Consider the following 15,083-nt stretch of genomic DNA (forward strand, 5'->3'; position numbering starts at 1 on the left):
CGCGACCCGCCTATGCGTAGAACCGGTAACCGTCGGAAATTTCCTGTCCGAGCTGGTTGTTGCGTGAGACGAAGTCCTCGAGGAATTCGTGCAGGCCCTGATCCATGACGTCCTTGATCGCCTGCTTCTTCAGCGACTGGCGGATGGCGTCGGCGGTGTCATGCGCCTTCAGGCGCTCGCCGTAATCGGTGGCGAGGTGGCCGAGTTCGCTGGTGATCTTCTCGTAGCAATAGGCGAGCGACCGCGGCATCTGGCCGTTGAGGATCAGGAAGTCGGCGATGTTGGTGGCGCGGTATTCGCCGTCATAGGCCCAGCTGTAGGAGCGGTGAGCGGAGACGGAGCGCAGGATCGATTCCCACTGGACATTGTCGATCGAGGTGCCGACGGCGGAGACGGCCGGCAGCAGCACGTAATACTTCACGTCGAGGATGCGGCTGGTGTTGTCGGCGCGCTCGATGAAGGTGCCGATGCGGGCGAAGTTATAGAGCTCGTTGCGCAGCATCGAACCGTGCAGCGCGCCGCGGATCAGCCCGGCGCGGTGCTTGATCACGTCGATTGCCTGCGGCAGATCGGCCGGCTTCAGCCGCTTCGACAGCAGTTCCTTGAGCTCGATCCAGAACTCGTTGGTAGCTTCCCAGGTCTCGCGCGTGAGCGCCGTGCGCACCATGCGGGCGTTGTTGCGGCCGAAATCGACGCAGGACATGACGCTCGACAGGTTGGTGCGGTCGCGTAGCAGATAGTCGATCGCGTCGGGGCCGGTGAGCTTCGAATGGCCCTCGTCATAGGCTTCGCGGACGCCGGCGCTTTGCAGCACGCCGTCCCAGTTGTCGTCGCTGCCGCTGCTTCTGGTCAGCGACATGCGGATGCCGGCATCGATCAGGCGCGCGATATTCTCGGCGCGCTCGAAGTAACGGAACATCCAGTAGAGGCCGTTTGCGGTTCTTCCGAGCATCAGATCAATCCTCCAATACCCAGGTGTCTTTGGTGCCGCCGCCCTGGCTGGAATTGACCACCAGCGAGCCCTGCTTCAGCGCAACGCGGGTGAGGCCGCCGGGAATGATCTGCACCTTGTCGGAGACCAGCACGTAGGGACGCAGGTCGACGTGGCGCGGCGCAATCCCCTTGTTGACGAGGATCGGCACCGTCGACAGCGAGAGCGTCGGCTGGGCGATGTAATTGCTCGGCTTGGCGCGCAGCTTTTCGGCGAAATCGGCGCGTTCCTTCTTCGACGCGGTCGGGCCGACCAGCATGCCGTAGCCGCCGGAGCCGTGCACTTCCTTGACGACGAGCTCTTCCAGGTGCTCCAGCACGTACTTCAGACTGGAGGCTTCCGAACAGCGCCAGGTCGGCACGTTTTCGAGAAGCGCCTTGCGACCGGTGTAGAACTCGACGATCTCGGGCATATAGGAATAGATCGCCTTGTCGTCGCAGATGCCGGTGCCCGGCGCGTTGGCGATGGTGATGTTGCCGGAGCGGTAGACATCCATGATCCCGGGGATGCCGAGGGCGGAATCCGGGCGGAAGGTGAGGGGATCGAGGAAGTCGTCGTCGACGCGGCGGTAGAGCACGTCGATCGCCTCGTAGCCGCGCGTGGTGCGCATCTTCACCTTGCCGTCGATGACGCGCAGATCCGAGCCTTCGACCAGCTCGACGCCCATGGTGTCGGCAAGGAAGGAGTGCTCGTAATAGGCGGAGTTGTAGATGCCTGGCGTCAGCACGGCGACGCGCGGCTTGCCCTTGCAGCCGGGAGGGGCAAGCGAGGCGAGCGACTGGCGCAGCAGATAGGGATAATCCTCGACCGGGCGCACCTTGTTCTCGTGGAACAGCTCCGGGAACATGTGCATCATCGTCTCGCGGTTTTCCAGCATGTAGCTGACCCCCGAGGGCGTGCGGGCATTGTCTTCCAGAACGTAGAACTGGTCCTCGCCGGTGCGCACGATGTCGGTGCCGACAATGTGGGTATAGACGCCGCCGGGCGGGCGGAAGCCGATCATCTCGGGCAGGAAGGCGTCGTTCTTCTCGATCAGCTCGCGCGGAATGCGGCCGGCGCGGATGATCTCCTGCTTGTGGTAGATGTCGTCGAGAAAGGCGTTGAGCGCGATGACGCGCTGCTCGATGCCCTGCGCCAGCTTTCGCCATTCGCGGCCGGAGATGACGCGGGGGATGATATCGAAGGGGATGAGCTTTTCGGAACTGTCGGCGTGGCCATAGACGGCGAAGGTGATGCCGGTCTTGCGGAAGATGTTTTCCGCATCGCGGGATTTGGCGATCAGATGAGCGCGATCCTGATTATTGTACCACTCAAAGTATTTTTCATATGGCTGTCGAGGGCTTTCGTCCCCGGTGATCATTTCATCAAATGCCAAAGGTGTGGCTCCCCTTTTTTCTTCATTTGAGTACAACGGAGAAAGCAATGCAAGAACCATGCTCAGTTCAAACGGAAGATTCATAAAATCATAGCTATCGACGAAAATAGCCGAAAAACTGAGCATTTTCGGGAAGGTAGCGCCGGGGCGGCAAAGAGCAATTGTATCCGGTCGCTTAAAACATGAGCATGTGATTATTTTCCACGCGTGGCGCGATTCATTTTCGGGCGATCGGGATGCTGGAGCGGTTTTCCGACGGCATCAATGAAACTTACAATAAGCATCAACGCTTCGCCTTTGACTGCCGGCACCCGCAGCGGCTATCTCGGCCCATTTCCGTTTTCCAAGGCCACTCATGTCGCTCGATCGCCTCGCACCCGCCATCTTCGTTCTCTTGTGGTCCACCGGCTGGGTGGTGGCGAAATACGCGGCCATCCATTCCGAGCCCTTCACCTTTCTCGCCATTCGCTTCGCGCTGTCGGCGCTGGCCTTCCTGGCGCTCTGTCTCGTGCTCAGGGTGCAATGGCCCGGTAGGGCGGTCATGTGGAAAGCGATCTATTCGGGGCTCTTCCTGCACGGCTTTTATCTCGGCGGGCTGTGGTGGGCGATCGCCAATGGCGTGCCGGCGTGTATCTCCGGCATCATCGCGGCGCTGCAGCCGCTTCTGACGGCTATGGCCGCACCGCTTCTGATCGGCGAAAGGCTGCAGCCGGTGCAGAAGGCCGGGCTCGCGCTCGGCTTCGTGGGGATCGCAATCGCCATCTCGCCGAAGCTCTTCGATCCCGCCAATGCCAATCTCGCCCATGCCCTCGTGCCGCTCGCCATCAACCTCTTGGCGATGGCTTCGGTCACCTACGGAACGATCTATCAGAAGAAACACCTGCAGGCCGGCAATCTGCCTGCCATCGCGACGCTGCAATATGTCGGCGCGCTCATCGTCAGCGTGCCGCTGATGCTCAGCTTCGAGCGCATGCATTTCGACGGGTCGGCAACGGCGGTCGCGGCCCTCGTCTGGTCGGTCTTCGGCCTGTCGATGGGCGGAGTCGGGCTGCTGCTCTATCTGATCCGGCGCGGACAGGTGTCGCGCGCGGCATCGCTGATCTATCTGATGCCGCCGACCGTGGCGCTGGAGGCCTTCATCGCCTTCGGCGAACCGCTGACCATACCGCTCGTTATCGGCACCATCGTGGTCGTCACCGGCGTCTATTTGACTAACCGACAGGTTGCCGCGCCGCTGCGGGAGCAGGCGCAGTAGGACCAGCGAGCAGGCGCAATAAAAAACGGCGGGATCTCTCCCGCCGTTCGTTGTTCAATCGCGTTAAGAATTACGCGCGTTCGCGACGCTGGCCGCCATTGCCGCCGCGCGAGGGGCCGCCGCGGCGGTTGCCGCCGTTGCCTTCGCGACGTTCGCCGCCACCGTTACCGGCGTTCTGCTGTGCGCCACGGTCTTCGCCATGCTTGCGGGCCGGACGGCCCTGGCCGTTGCGGGGCGCATTGCGGGCGCCGCCGCCGGGCTGGTGACGGTTTGCGTCGCCATGCGCGTGGTTGCCGTGCTGCGGGCGCTGCTGCTTGCGGGCCTGGCCTGCGCCACGGAAATCCGAGGTCGAGGCAAGATCGTTGTCAGGGCCTGCCGTGACCGGCGCGACTTCGCCGCGACGCTGGCCGCGGAAATCCTCGTTGCGCTGGGTCTGGCGTTCCGGACGGGGACGACGCTCGCGGCGCTCCTCGTTGGCGCGGACTTCCTCACCAGCTTCCGGGCGCGGACGGCGCTCGGGACGACCGGCGCGGGCATTGCCACGGCCTTCGCCACCCCTGCCTTCACCATTGCGACCTTCACCGCCACGACCCTGGCCCTGGCCACGGTGGCCATTGCCGCTGCCGCGCTTCGGCGCCGCGTTCATGTTGGCCGGTGCTTCGCCAGAGGCTACCGCGATCGAGATGTTCATCAGGCGCTCGATATCGCGCAGCAGACGGGTTTCATCCGGTGCGCAGAAGGCGATCGCGATACCATCGCGGCCGGCGCGGGCCGTACGGCCGATACGGTGAACGTACGCGTCGGGCACTTCAGGCAGATCGTAGTTGTAGACGTGGCTGACAGCCGGGATGTCGATGCCGCGCGCCGCGACGTCGGTCGCGATCAGCGTCTTGATGTCGCCGTCCTTGAAGGCCTTCAGCGCGCGCTCGCGCTGACCCTGGCTCTTGTTGCCGTGGATCGAGGCGACGGAGTAGCCGACGTGCTCAAGATGCTTCATCAGCTTCTCGGCGCCGTGCTTGGTGCGCAGGAAGACGATGGCGCGGCCATCGGGGTTCTCGGAGAGCGACTTCTTGAGAAGATCGGTCTTGTCGTTCTTGCCGTTGACGAAGTGAACATACTGCTCGACCTTGTCGGCAGCCTTGCCCGGAGGCGTCACTTCGACCTTGACCGGATCGGTCAGGAAGTCGGCGGCGAGATCGGCGATCGCCTTCGGCATGGTGGCGGAGAAGAGCATCGTCTGGCGACGCTTCGGCACCATCTTGGAGATCTTGCGGAGATCATGCACGAAGCCGAGGTCGAGCATCTGGTCGGCTTCGTCGAGCACGAGGTAGCGCACGGCGGTGAGGCCAATGGCGCGGCGGGCGACGAGATCGAGCAGGCGGCCGGGGGTGGCGACTAGGATGTCGGTGCCCTTTTCAAGCTGCAGCTGCTGCTTGTTGATCGACACGCCGCCGACGACGACGTTGATGCGCAGATGCGACTTGCGCAGGAAGTTCTTCAGATTCTGGGCGATCTGGTTCACCAGTTCGCGGGTCGGCGCCAGGATGAGCGTACGGGTGGTACGGTTGTCGGGGCGGCGTTCTTCCGGGATCAGCTTTTCGATCAGCGGCAGGCCGAATGCGGCCGTCTTGCCGGTGCCGGTCTGGGCAAGGCCGATCAGGTCGCGGCCTTCGAGAAGAAGCGGGATCGCCTTTTCCTGGATGGGGGTCGGCGTTTCGATACCGAGCTGGAACAGTGTGGCGACGATCGGCTTGGAGACACCAAGCGATTCAAAATTGGTCAAGTCATAACCTTTTCAGGGGCGCCAAAACAATACCGCCGGAACGCGGGTTTGCGGTCCGGTGTTACTCTGGCGTCAAGAACCCCGCGTGAAGTGGGAACTTGTCTTGTTGGAAAAAGCTCTCCAGCGCTTCTGCCGCGTCCTTTGGGATGCGGTCCATTCGAAATGCGCTTTGTCCTTCTTCCTGCATCCTATTTGCTGGCAGGGGCACGCTCACGCGGCGGCCGGAAGGTGAAAGCTGGCCTGCATGTGGTCTAGTTCGGCCGGAAAGTCAAGGGGAGGGGCGCAAAAGGCCGCACGGGGTCACGGCGCGGACGAGGTGTCACGTGCACCGTCGCTCGGGCAACTGGTTACATCAGTACGGGCAGACGCGAACGCGGTAGGCCTCGCCCCATCCGTTGCGCCGCCATTCGAGATGGCAGGTGCGGTAGGGCTGGACGTAATGGGTGCGGTAGACCGGATAGGCGCCGTAGGGTCGGTATGCCCTATAGGGATATCCATAACGATAGCCATAGGCATAGGGGTAACCGTAGCCATCTGGATAGCCGTATGTGTAGGGGTAGGGGCGCAGCGCCTGTGACAGGAGCACGCCGCCGACGAAGCCGGCCGCGGCGCCGCCCCAGGCGTAATGTTCATGCGCCATCGCCGGCGAGCCCAATGCCAGCGTCGCCACTGTCAGCGTGAGCAGGATAGAGCCGGTTGCCATGCTTTTATGAAGTACGGACATGTTCGCCTCCTATAGCGGAAGAGTTGTTCTTGAGGTCGGCAACAGAAGATCGTGACGGCCCAAGAAATGGCTGCGATTTTAGCACGATTTTCGAGGTTTTGCTTGGCGATGACAGGAGCATCAGCCGCTGCAACCACGCATGCTCTTCTTCTACTCTTCTCAATCTGCAGCGTTATTTTTGGTTGGCCGGGTCATGGTTAATTCGTTGTTAAACGCCTCTCGGCTATGGTCGATGACGTAGCAATTTGCCTAGTGTTTTCATGGTGGAGCAGGTGTTTTTGGGACCGAACGGGGACATTCTCGAACTGGCATGCCGCCGGATCGCGGATCTGGACAACCCTGCCTATGTCAAGAACAGCGAACTGCGCTATGTCGCGGTCAACCAGGCCTATGCGAATTTCTTCGGCAAGGAGATTTCCGATTTCATCGGCCGGCGCAGCCGCGAGCTGTTCGATCGTCCCGACGAGCAGGACCGCGAGGACAAGGAGCGCCGTGCTCTGGTGTTCGGCAGCGAGGAAAGCGCGCTCTGCTTCGACGCGACAGGCGATCGCCATGACCGCGTGCGGATCGAGAGCTTCGCGCTGTCGGACGAACGGATCTATGTGCTCGGCATGTTCGAAGAAGCGCGCAAGGCGGCGCGGCCGAAATGGCCGGCGACGCGGGCGCTCGGTGAAATCAGCACGGATATCGACTTCCTGCGCGATGTGATCGAAGCGCTTCCGGTTGCCGCCTTCGTGCGCGACGAGGATCACCGGCTGGTCTATGCCAACGCATCTTACGAACAGCTGACGGGCCTGCCGCGCGCCGAGGCGCTGGGCAAGACCGAGCGCGAGATGTTCGGCAAGGCGGCCGGCGACATGGTGAGCCGCGGTCATGTGCAGGCGCTGGCCAAGGGCGAGGCGCGCGACATCGAGAGCCTGGTTCCCGGCGCCAAGGGCGGGGTTTATCCGATCCTGGCGCAGATCAATCGGATCGATGGCGACGACGGCCGGCACTATACGGTCGGATCCTTCTCGGATGTCACGCTGCTGAAGGAGCGCGAGAGCGCGCTCATCGCCGCGCAGGCCCATACCGAAATTCTCCATCGCGATATGGCGCGCGTTTTGAATTCGCTGCCGGTCGGCGTTCTCATCCTCGAAAGCGATCTGACGATCCGCTACGGCAACCACGCCTTCTATACGATCTCGGAGCTGCCCGAAGGCCTGTTCGACGGCAAGGGTTTTGCCGAGCTCGTCGAATACAATCACACGCTTGGGCGCTATCCGCCCGGCGTGACGGCCGAGGAGATATTGGCGCGGCGCACCGATCAGTTCCGCTCCGACCAGCCGGCGGCGGCCGAGATCAACTGGGGCGACAAATTCCTCTTGGTCGACAGCCGCAAGATCTCCACCGACCGCATCCTGCTCACCTATGCCGATGTCTCGGCCGTGCGCCGGCATGAGCGCGAAATCCACGCCGCGCGCGAGGAACTCGAAAACCTCGGCGAGCTGATGGGAGACGCGACGCACGCGATGTCGCAAGGGCTGCTCGTGCTGCAGGATGGCGAAATCCTGCTCAGCAACGATGCGCTGGCCGGAATGCTGGACCTTGCCTGCGAGAACGTCGCCGTCGGGCGCAACTGGCGCGAGATGCTGGCCTTCTGCGCCAAGCGCGGCGATTTCCCGGAGGATGCCGATCACCTGCTCAACGATATCGGCCAGGCGCTTGCCGACGGCCAGCCGGCGTCGCATCTGTTTCGCGTGCCCGATGGCCGCTGGGTGCAGATGGACGTCATGGTCAGCGCGCGCCGGCATTGGGTCGTGCTCTTTACCGACATCTCGGCGATGAAGATCCGCGAAGGCGATCTCGAAAGCCTGCTTGAACGCGCCGAAGTGGCCGATCGGGTGAAGTCGGAGTTCCTCGCCAATATGAGCCATGAAATCCGCACGCCGATGAATGGCGTTCTCGGTATGGCGGAGCTGCTGTCGAAGACCAATCTCGACACGCGCCAGAAGACTTTCGTCGATATCATCACCAAGTCCGGCAATGCGCTGATGACCATCATCAACGACATTCTCGACTTCTCGAAAATCGATTCCGGGCAGATGACGCTTAGGCGCGTGACCTTCGATCCGATCGAGGCCGTCGAGGACGTGGTCACGTTGTTGTCGTCGCTGGCGGCGGAAAAGAGCATCGAGCTTCTGGTGCGCGTCATGCCGGGCCTGCCTGCAGCCATCATCGGCGATGCCGGGCGTTTTCGCCAGATCGTTACCAATCTTGTGGGCAATGCCGTCAAGTTCACCGAGCGGGGCCATGTGCTGGTCGAACTCGGCTATGTCGCGGGTGCGGCCGACGAGATCATGGCGACGCTGCGCATCGAGGATACCGGGATCGGCATGCCGAAGGACCGGCTCGACCAGATCTTCGGCAAGTTCTCGCAGATCGATTCCTCCTCGACGCGGCGTCATGAAGGCACCGGGCTGGGGCTGGCGATCACGGCCGGTCTGGTCGATCTGTTCGGCGGCTATATCGAGGTGGATAGCGCTGTCGGGGAGGGCTCGGTCTTTACCGTCACCCTGCCATTTACCGTCGGCGCCAAGCGGGCCGAGCCGCGGCCGCTGCCGGTCAATGTGCGCGGCGCGCGCGTGCTTGTCATCGACGACAACGCCGTCAACCGCCAGATCCTGACCGAGCAGCTGACGCAATGGGGCTTCGATGGCGCGGCCGCCGAAGACGGCGTCGAAGGTCTTGCCATTCTCGAGGAAGCCTTCGCGCTCGGCGTCTCCATCGATGCGCTTGTGCTCGACTACCAGATCCCCGGCATGAACGGCGCCGATATCGCCCGCCTGCTGCGCGCCGACGAGCGCTTCGCCGAGCTGCCGATCGTCTTCCTGACCTCGATGGATATTTCGGGCACCGAGAAGGAATTTGCGGCGCTGAACGGCCAGGCGCATCTGATGAAGCCGGCGCGGGCCAACGTGTTGCGCAATACCATCGTCGATGTCGTGCGCACCAACCGGATCAGGCTGGCGCCGACGCTGCGCCCGGTTATCGAGGCGCCGCCGCTCGAGCCCGAATTATTGCCGGAAGCTCTCAGCGAGAGAGCGCCGCCGTCCTTCATCGACGTGCTCGTCGCCGAGGACAATGAAGTGAACCAGATCGTCTTCACGCAGATCCTGCAGGCGACGGGGCTCAACTTCCTCGTCGTCAAGAATGGCGAGGAGGCTGTCGAGGCCTGGGAGGCCTATACGCCGCGCATCATCATGATGGATGTGTCGATGCCCGTGATGAACGGCCACGACGCGGCGCGGCGCATCCGCGAGCTCGAGCGCGGGCAGGGGCACCGGGTGCCGATCATCGGCGTCACCGCGCACGCGCTCGAAGCCGACCGCGATCTCTGCCTCGACGCCGGCATGGACGACTACATGGCCAAGCCGATCAGCCCGGAACTGCTGGAAGAAAAGATCGCGCTCTGGCTCGGCAAGGAAGGCCGCGCGAGCGGGATTTCGCTGAGCTAGCCTAGAGCTGGCCCAGCTCTGGGGAGCTAACCCTCAGCGCGCTTGACGCCGCACAGCATTTCGCGTTTGCCGGCGAAACCGGGACGACGCTCGACCACGAAGCCCGCGGCGCCCAGATTGCGCCGGACGAAGCCGGCCGCTGCGTAGGTCGCGAAGGTGCCATTGGGGACCGTCTTTTCACAGACGAGCGTCATCAGCTCCTGCGACCACATGTCGGCATTTCGCGATGGGGCGAAGCCATCCAGATACCAGGCATCGAAACCCGCCTCGGCGGCCGCCACGCCATCGAGCGCCCGGCCGCAGACGACGCTGAGCGTGGTCTGCTCGTCGAGTTTCAAGGATACGGTGCCCTCCGGCTGACCCGGCCAGGCCGAGACCAGTGCGATGCGCTCGGCGTCGATCTCCGGCCAGTGCGACAGCGCGCGGTCGATCTCGTCGCGCCGCATCGGGTAGAGCTCGAAGGACATGAAGTGCAGGTGCTGGCCTTCGGCGCGCTTCAGCTTCCAGTTCCTGAAGGTCTCGGCGAAGTTCAGGCCGGTGCCGAAACCGAGCTCGCCGATCAGGAAGGTTTGCGCCCCGGCCCATCGCTCGGGCAGGCCGTTTCCGGCGAGGAAGACATGGCCGCATTCGAGGCGGCCGTCGGTCTGGCAATAAAAATGGTCGCCAAAGGCCGGCGAATAGGGCATATCGCCGTCGCGCCATTCAAGCGGCCGGTTCGCCATCTCAGCCTGTGCCACATTAATCTGATCGGGATCGATGTCTGTCATGTCAACAGCCGATAGTCCGGCCTTGCCCTCGGGTCAATCGTCCACTGATCTGTTGATCGTCGGCGGCGGCATCATGGGGCTCTGGGCGGCCGTCTACGCCGAGCGCATGGGGATCGACGCGGTGCTGATCGATGCCGGCGTGCTCGGCGGCGGGGCGAGCGGCGGGTTGCTGGGCGCGCTCATGCCGCACATGCCGGACAAATGGAATCCGAAGAAGCAGTTTCAGTTCGATGCGCTGGTGGCGCTGGAGGCCGAGGTGGCGCGGCTGGAGGCCGAGACGGGCCTCTCAACGGGCTACCGTCGCTCCGGCCGCCTGATCCCGCTGCCCAAGCCGCATCTGCGCGATATCGCGCTCGGCCATTCGGCCGATGCCGACAGCCACTGGCATGCCGGCGAGCGCCGTTTCCATTGGAATGTGATCGATACGCCTGATGTATCCGGCTGGCCGGACGCTTCTCAAATGGAAGGCGGCTTCGTGCACGACACGCTGGCGGGCCGGGTGGCGCCACGATCGCTGACGGCTGTGCTCGCAGCCTTTCTCCGCCGCGCCAGACATGTCCGCATCATCGAGAATTCGGCCGTTCACGGCATCGAAGCCAAGCGCGGGATCGCCGAGACCGATGCTGGGCCGATCGCCTTCGGACATTGCATTATTGCTGCCGGCTATCAATCGTTTCCGCTTCTGGCGCGCGACACGGCAGGGCTGACGCAGCCGCTCGGCCAGCCGGTGAAGGGCCAGTCGGCGCTTTTGAAGGCCGATGTCGATCCTGGCCTGCCGACCATCTTCCGCGACGGGCTCTATGTGGTGGCGCATGAGGGCGGGCATGTCGCGATCGGCAGCACCAGCGAGAACCGTTTCGACGCACCCTTTTCGACCGACGGGCAGCTGGATGTTCTGGTCGAGAAGGCGCGGGCGCTGGTGCCCTTGCTGCGCGATGCGCCCGTTATCGAGCGCTGGGCCGGGCTGCGCCCCAAGGCGATCGACCGCGACCCGATGATTGGTGCGCATCCCGAACATGAGAGACTGCTAGCGCTGACCGGTGGCTTCAAGGTCAGCTTCGGCCTCGCGCACCGGCTGGCCGAAGCGGTTGTGCATATGGCAGCGGGCAGCACGATACCGTTTGCGGTGCCGGAGAGCTTTCACCTGATCAATCATATTCACGTCGCTTCACGCTAAAGTGCCTCGCGATCGCTTGAATTCTCTCGTTTCGCCTACGCTTTTCCGTTTTCCGCTGTTTAATCCTGAAATCAGCAGCCACTTTCGCGAGATATTTGGCAATTCACGTTAAACGTGAATTAGCACTCGCTATCCTTCGTCAATCTGTCATGCAAATCGCCTATCTGCTTGCAAAACGGCGGCGCGCTGACGAGTCGCGCCTGGTGCCGACGGAGATAATTGCATGCGATACGCCATCTGTTTCACGCCTGCCGCAAATGACCCGCTGTCGCACGCGGCCGCCAATTGGCTTGGCCGAAACGTGTTTTCCGGCGAGATGGTCGAGCCCACGGCGATCCGCGGGCTCAGCATTCACGAGGTCGCCTTTCATACGGCGGTGCCGCGGCGCTACGGTTTTCACGGCGCGCTGAAGGCACCATTCCGGCTTGCGGCTGACATGTCGGAGCCGCAACTCCTGCGGGAACTGATGCGCTTCTGCGGTACGCTGGCGCCGTTTTCCATTCCGCGGCTCGAGGTTGCCCGCACCGGCAGCATCTTCAGCCTCGTGCCGTCGCTGCCCTGCGACAACGTCCAGTATCTGGCCTCCTCGATCGTGCAGCAGTTCGACCAGTTCCGCGCGCCGCTCAGCGATGCCGATATCGAGCGCAGCGATCCGGATGGACTTTCGGCGGCGCAGTTCGCCAATCTGCATCGCTGGGGATGCCCCTATGTGATGGACGAATTCCGCTTCCACATGCCTTTGACCGGTCCGGTCAGCCTGATCGACATGTCGCGCATCGAGCGTTCACTGCGCAGCGTTTTCGAGCCGGTTCTCGTCGATCCCGTGAAGATATCGAACGTGGCGCTGATGGTCGAAGAGGGCAATGGCGGGCCGTTCCGGGTGCATTCGCTGCATCCGATGGGCAAGGTCAGCGCGCGGCGCGAGCGGGTTCCCGTTCCGGCCTAAGCGATTGTGCCATAAAGGCAAAACTCTGTTGCGCAGTTTCCGTCTCGACATTCGCTCTTGAGGTGTTACCGTTCGCCGACTTTCTGGAAGGTGATTTCATGGTATCCGAGACTTACCCGCGCAATCTCGTCGGCTATGGCCGCAACACCCCCGACCCGAAATGGCCCGGCGGCGCCAATATCGCCGTGCAGTTCGTCATCAATTACGAGGAGGGCGGCGAGAGCTGCATTCTGGATGGCGACGCGGCCTCGGAAAACCTCTTGTCGGAGATCGTCGGCGCTGCCGCCTGGCCCGGCCAGCGCAATCTCAACATGGAATCGATCTACGAATACGGCTCGCGGGCCGGTTTCTGGCGGCTGTGGCGGATGTTCACCGATCTCAAGGTGCAGGCGACAGTCTACGGCGTGACGCAGGCCATGGCGCGCAACCCCGAGGCGGTGGCGGCGATGAAGGAAGCCGGCTGGGAAATCGCCAGCCACGGCTACCGCTGGTTGGAATACAAGGATTTCCAGGAAGAGCTGGAGCGCAAGCACATTCTCGAAGCCGTGCGGCTGCACACCGAACTAACAGGCGAGCGGCCCTACGGCATGTACCAGGGCAAGCCATCCGACAACACGCTGCGGCTGGTGCAGGAGGAGGGCGGCTTCCTCTATTCGTCGGACAGCTATGCCGACGATCTTCCCTTCTGGGTGAAGGGCGTGGACGACAAGCCGTTCCTGATCATTCCCTATACGCTCGAAACCAACGACATGCGCTTTGCCACGCCGCAGGGTTTCAATTCGGGCGACCAGTTCTTCACCTATCTGAAGGACGCTTTCGACACGCTTTATGAGGAAGGCGCGGCGGGCAGCCCGAAGATGATGTCGATCGGCCTGCATTGCCGGCTTGTCGGCCGCCCGGGCCGCGCGGCGGCGCTGAAGCGCTTCATGCAATATGTGCTGGAGCATGAGAAGGTGTGGATCCCGCGCCGCATCGAGATCGCCGAGCATTGGCACAAGCACCACAAGCCGGAGACCATCTGATGATCGCGCGCGATGAATTCATCTCTCGCTTCGGCGGCGTCTTCGAGCACTCGCCCTTCATCGCCGAGCGGGCCTTCGACGACGGCTTCGTCGGCGAGACGCTTGATGTCGACCGCGTGCACACGGCGCTGGTGGCGATCTTCCGCGCCGCGAGCCCGGAGGAACGCCTCGGCGTGCTGCGCGCCCACCCCGACCTCGCCGGCCGCCTGGCGATCGCCGGCGAACTGACCGAGGACAGCAAAAAGGAACAGGCCGGCGCCGGGCTCGACCGGCTGAGCGCCGAGGAGCATCAGCGCTTCACCGAACTCAACCGCGCCTATGTCGAAAAATTCGGCTTTCCCTTCATCATCGCGGTGAAAGGCCTCGACAAGCAGGCGATCCTCTCGACCTTCGAAAAGCGCATCGACAACAGCCGCGACGCGGAATTCGAAACGGCGACGGCGCAGGTGGAGCGGATTGCGTTGTTGAGGCTCGAGGCGCTGCTGCCTTCGCGCTGACGGCGCCGCTTTTCTCTTGTCCGTCCGCGGCTTATAGTCGTCGCTGAGGGAGCAAAGGCGATGAGACCATCCGAGGTGCTGGAGCAAAACAGGCAGGCGATCCGGGAGGCGACCAAGCGCTTCAACGCGGCGAACCCGCGTGTGTTCGGTTCGGTGGCGCGGGGTGAGGATCGGGCGGATAGCGATTTGGATATTCTGGTGGATGCTTTGCCCGGCGCGACACTTCTTGATCTCGGTGGTTTGCTCGATGAACTCGAGCAGATGATGCTGGGTACGCCGATACACCTTTTGATACCGGGCGACTTTCCCGAAGATGTCCGGCGGCGCGTTCTCGAAGAGGCCAAGCCGATATGAGTTCGACCATTGTTCTTGCCGAGTGGTAACGTGAGAAGATGATGAGACCGTCCGAGGTGCTGGAGCAAAACAGGCAGGCGATCCGCGAGGCGACGACGCGCTTCAATGCGACGAACCCGCGTGTGTTCGGCTCGGTGGCGCGCGGCGAGGATCGGGCGGATAGCGATCTCGATATTCTGGTCGATACGCTGCCGGGAACGTCTTTGTTCGATCTTGGCGGGCTGCTTGAGGAATTGAAGGATATTCTGGGGGTGAAGGTGGATCTGGTGACGCCGGGCGGCTTGCCTGAGAACATTCGCGAGCGTGTTCTTCTGGAAGCGACCCGTATATGAGCGCGGAGAGGCTGGTCGATTATATCGGCAGGATGCAGGCCGCCGCCGAACAGGCGCGGATGCTCACGGAAGACATGGACGAGCAGGCTTTCCTGTCCGATGTGCGCACGCAGCTTGCGGTGACCATGTCGCTGGTGCTGCTCGGCGAGGCGGCGTCGCGGATCGCCAGCAATCATCCGGAATTTCCTCGTGAGCATGGGCAGATACCCTGGGCGCAGATCCGGGGCATGCGTAATCTCATGGTCCACGACTATTACCGGGCCGATTTGCCCGCGATCTGGACCACCGTGCGTCGCGACCTGCAGACGCTGATTTCCGAGCTCGAATCTCTACGCCACTGGCGCATACAAGGCGAATGATCGA

Annotated in this window: 14 protein-coding genes; 9 read left to right on the forward strand and 5 right to left on the reverse strand. The window is 62.8% G+C overall.

Annotated elements, in window-relative coordinates; genetic code table 11:
* Nucleotides 1-10 precede the first annotated feature (10 nt).
* Entirely contained in the window at nt 11-952 is a 942-nt protein-coding gene (locus ACIQUB_RS01195; protein WP_047506342.1) for an alpha-E domain-containing protein, read from the reverse strand.
* A 4-nt stretch (nt 953-956) separates the two neighbouring features.
* Nucleotides 957-2,366, reverse strand: a complete 1,410-nt coding sequence (locus ACIQUB_RS01200) for a circularly permuted type 2 ATP-grasp protein (protein ID WP_018897244.1) — start codon at nt 2,364-2,366, stop codon at nt 957-959.
* Nucleotides 2,367-2,721: 355 nt separating this feature from the next.
* Between ACIQUB_RS01200 and ACIQUB_RS01205 the strand changes: the two genes are divergently transcribed.
* Nucleotides 2,722-3,621 carry a DMT family transporter gene (locus ACIQUB_RS01205; RefSeq protein ID WP_113238381.1) on the forward strand — a complete coding sequence of 300 codons (900 nt, stop codon included), beginning with the start codon at nt 2,722-2,724 and terminating at the stop codon, nt 3,619-3,621.
* 70 nt (nt 3,622-3,691) lie between these two features.
* Here the strand turns inward: ACIQUB_RS01205 and ACIQUB_RS01210 are convergent, their stop codons facing one another.
* Both ACIQUB_RS01210 and ACIQUB_RS01215 read right to left on the reverse strand, forming a co-directional pair.
* Nucleotides 3,692-5,404: a DEAD/DEAH box helicase gene (locus ACIQUB_RS01210; protein WP_113238380.1), complete on the reverse strand. Its 1,713-nt coding sequence runs from the start codon at nt 5,402-5,404 to the stop codon at nt 3,692-3,694.
* Between the two features lie 352 nt (nt 5,405-5,756).
* Nucleotides 5,757-6,128, reverse strand: coding sequence for a hypothetical protein (locus ACIQUB_RS01215; protein WP_113238379.1), 372 nt, complete (start codon nt 6,126-6,128; stop codon nt 5,757-5,759).
* A 278-nt stretch (nt 6,129-6,406) separates the two neighbouring features.
* On the opposite strand from ACIQUB_RS01215, the gene ACIQUB_RS01220 reads away from it, so the two are divergent.
* Complete coding sequence (locus ACIQUB_RS01220; protein ID WP_402928731.1) at nt 6,407-9,625, forward strand: response regulator; 3,219 nt, start codon at nt 6,407-6,409, stop codon at nt 9,623-9,625.
* A 26-nt stretch (nt 9,626-9,651) separates the two neighbouring features.
* On the opposite strand, the gene mnmD is transcribed toward ACIQUB_RS01220, so the two are convergent.
* On the reverse strand, nt 9,652-10,392 hold the full coding sequence (mnmD, locus tag ACIQUB_RS01225; RefSeq protein WP_113238378.1) for a tRNA (5-methylaminomethyl-2-thiouridine)(34)-methyltransferase MnmD: 741 nt from the start codon (nt 10,390-10,392) through the stop codon (nt 9,652-9,654).
* On the opposite strand from mnmD, the gene ACIQUB_RS01230 reads away from it, so the two are divergent.
* From ACIQUB_RS01230 to ACIQUB_RS01260, 7 genes are all read left to right on the forward strand, one after another.
* A complete protein-coding gene (locus ACIQUB_RS01230) occupies nt 10,391-11,569 on the forward strand; it encodes an FAD-binding oxidoreductase (protein WP_113238377.1) in 1,179 nt (392 codons plus the stop codon). The two genes, mnmD and ACIQUB_RS01230, sit on opposite strands and share 2 nt — an antisense overlap.
* Nucleotides 11,570-11,792: 223 nt before the next feature.
* Nucleotides 11,793-12,515 (forward strand): DUF1045 domain-containing protein, encoded by a 723-nt coding sequence (locus ACIQUB_RS01235; protein ID WP_113238376.1) that lies wholly within the window; start codon nt 11,793-11,795, stop codon nt 12,513-12,515.
* 98 nt (nt 12,516-12,613) lie between these two features.
* Nucleotides 12,614-13,537: an allantoinase PuuE gene (gene puuE / locus ACIQUB_RS01240; protein WP_113238375.1), complete on the forward strand. Its 924-nt coding sequence runs from the start codon at nt 12,614-12,616 to the stop codon at nt 13,535-13,537.
* Nucleotides 13,537-14,034, forward strand: a complete 498-nt coding sequence (gene uraD / locus ACIQUB_RS01245) for a 2-oxo-4-hydroxy-4-carboxy-5-ureidoimidazoline decarboxylase (RefSeq protein ID WP_113238374.1) — start codon at nt 13,537-13,539, stop codon at nt 14,032-14,034. The genes puuE and uraD overlap by 1 nt, the downstream gene beginning before the upstream one ends.
* A 60-nt stretch (nt 14,035-14,094) precedes the next feature.
* Nucleotides 14,095-14,388: a nucleotidyltransferase family protein gene (locus tag ACIQUB_RS01250; protein ID WP_113238373.1), complete on the forward strand. Its 294-nt coding sequence runs from the start codon at nt 14,095-14,097 to the stop codon at nt 14,386-14,388.
* Between the two features lie 41 nt (nt 14,389-14,429).
* A complete protein-coding gene (locus ACIQUB_RS01255; protein WP_113238372.1) occupies nt 14,430-14,720 on the forward strand; it encodes a nucleotidyltransferase family protein in 291 nt (96 codons plus the stop codon).
* Nucleotides 14,717-15,079: a HepT-like ribonuclease domain-containing protein gene (locus ACIQUB_RS01260; protein WP_113238371.1), complete on the forward strand. Its 363-nt coding sequence runs from the start codon at nt 14,717-14,719 to the stop codon at nt 15,077-15,079. Before ACIQUB_RS01255 ends, ACIQUB_RS01260 begins: the two co-directional genes overlap by 4 nt.
* Nucleotides 15,080-15,083 lie beyond the last annotated feature (4 nt).

Source organism: Rhizobium sp. NPDC090275 (genome assembly GCF_044772225.1).
Lineage (GTDB): Bacteria > Pseudomonadota > Alphaproteobacteria > Rhizobiales > Rhizobiaceae > Rhizobium.

Coding starts and splice junctions, on each gene's coding strand:
- ACIQUB_RS01195 (WP_047506342.1), bottom strand. CDS start 952: ATGCTCGGAAGAACCGCAAACGGCCTCTACTGGATGTTCCGTTACTTC.
- ACIQUB_RS01205 (WP_113238381.1), top strand. CDS start 2,722: ATGTCGCTCGATCGCCTCGCACCCGCCATCTTCGTTCTCTTGTGGTCC.
- ACIQUB_RS01215 (WP_113238379.1), bottom strand. CDS start 6,128: ATGTCCGTACTTCATAAAAGCATGGCAACCGGCTCTATCCTGCTCACG.
- ACIQUB_RS01230 (WP_113238377.1), top strand. CDS start 10,391: ATGTCAACAGCCGATAGTCCGGCCTTGCCCTCGGGTCAATCGTCCACT.
- mnmD (WP_113238378.1), bottom strand. CDS start 10,392: ATGACAGACATCGATCCCGATCAGATTAATGTGGCACAGGCTGAGATG.
- ACIQUB_RS01235 (WP_113238376.1), top strand. CDS start 11,793: ATGCGATACGCCATCTGTTTCACGCCTGCCGCAAATGACCCGCTGTCG.
- puuE (WP_113238375.1), top strand. CDS start 12,614: ATGGTATCCGAGACTTACCCGCGCAATCTCGTCGGCTATGGCCGCAAC.
- uraD (WP_113238374.1), top strand. CDS start 13,537: ATGATCGCGCGCGATGAATTCATCTCTCGCTTCGGCGGCGTCTTCGAG.
- ACIQUB_RS01250 (WP_113238373.1), top strand. CDS start 14,095: ATGAGACCATCCGAGGTGCTGGAGCAAAACAGGCAGGCGATCCGGGAG.
- ACIQUB_RS01255 (WP_113238372.1), top strand. CDS start 14,430: ATGAGACCGTCCGAGGTGCTGGAGCAAAACAGGCAGGCGATCCGCGAG.
- ACIQUB_RS01260 (WP_113238371.1), top strand. CDS start 14,717: ATGAGCGCGGAGAGGCTGGTCGATTATATCGGCAGGATGCAGGCCGCC.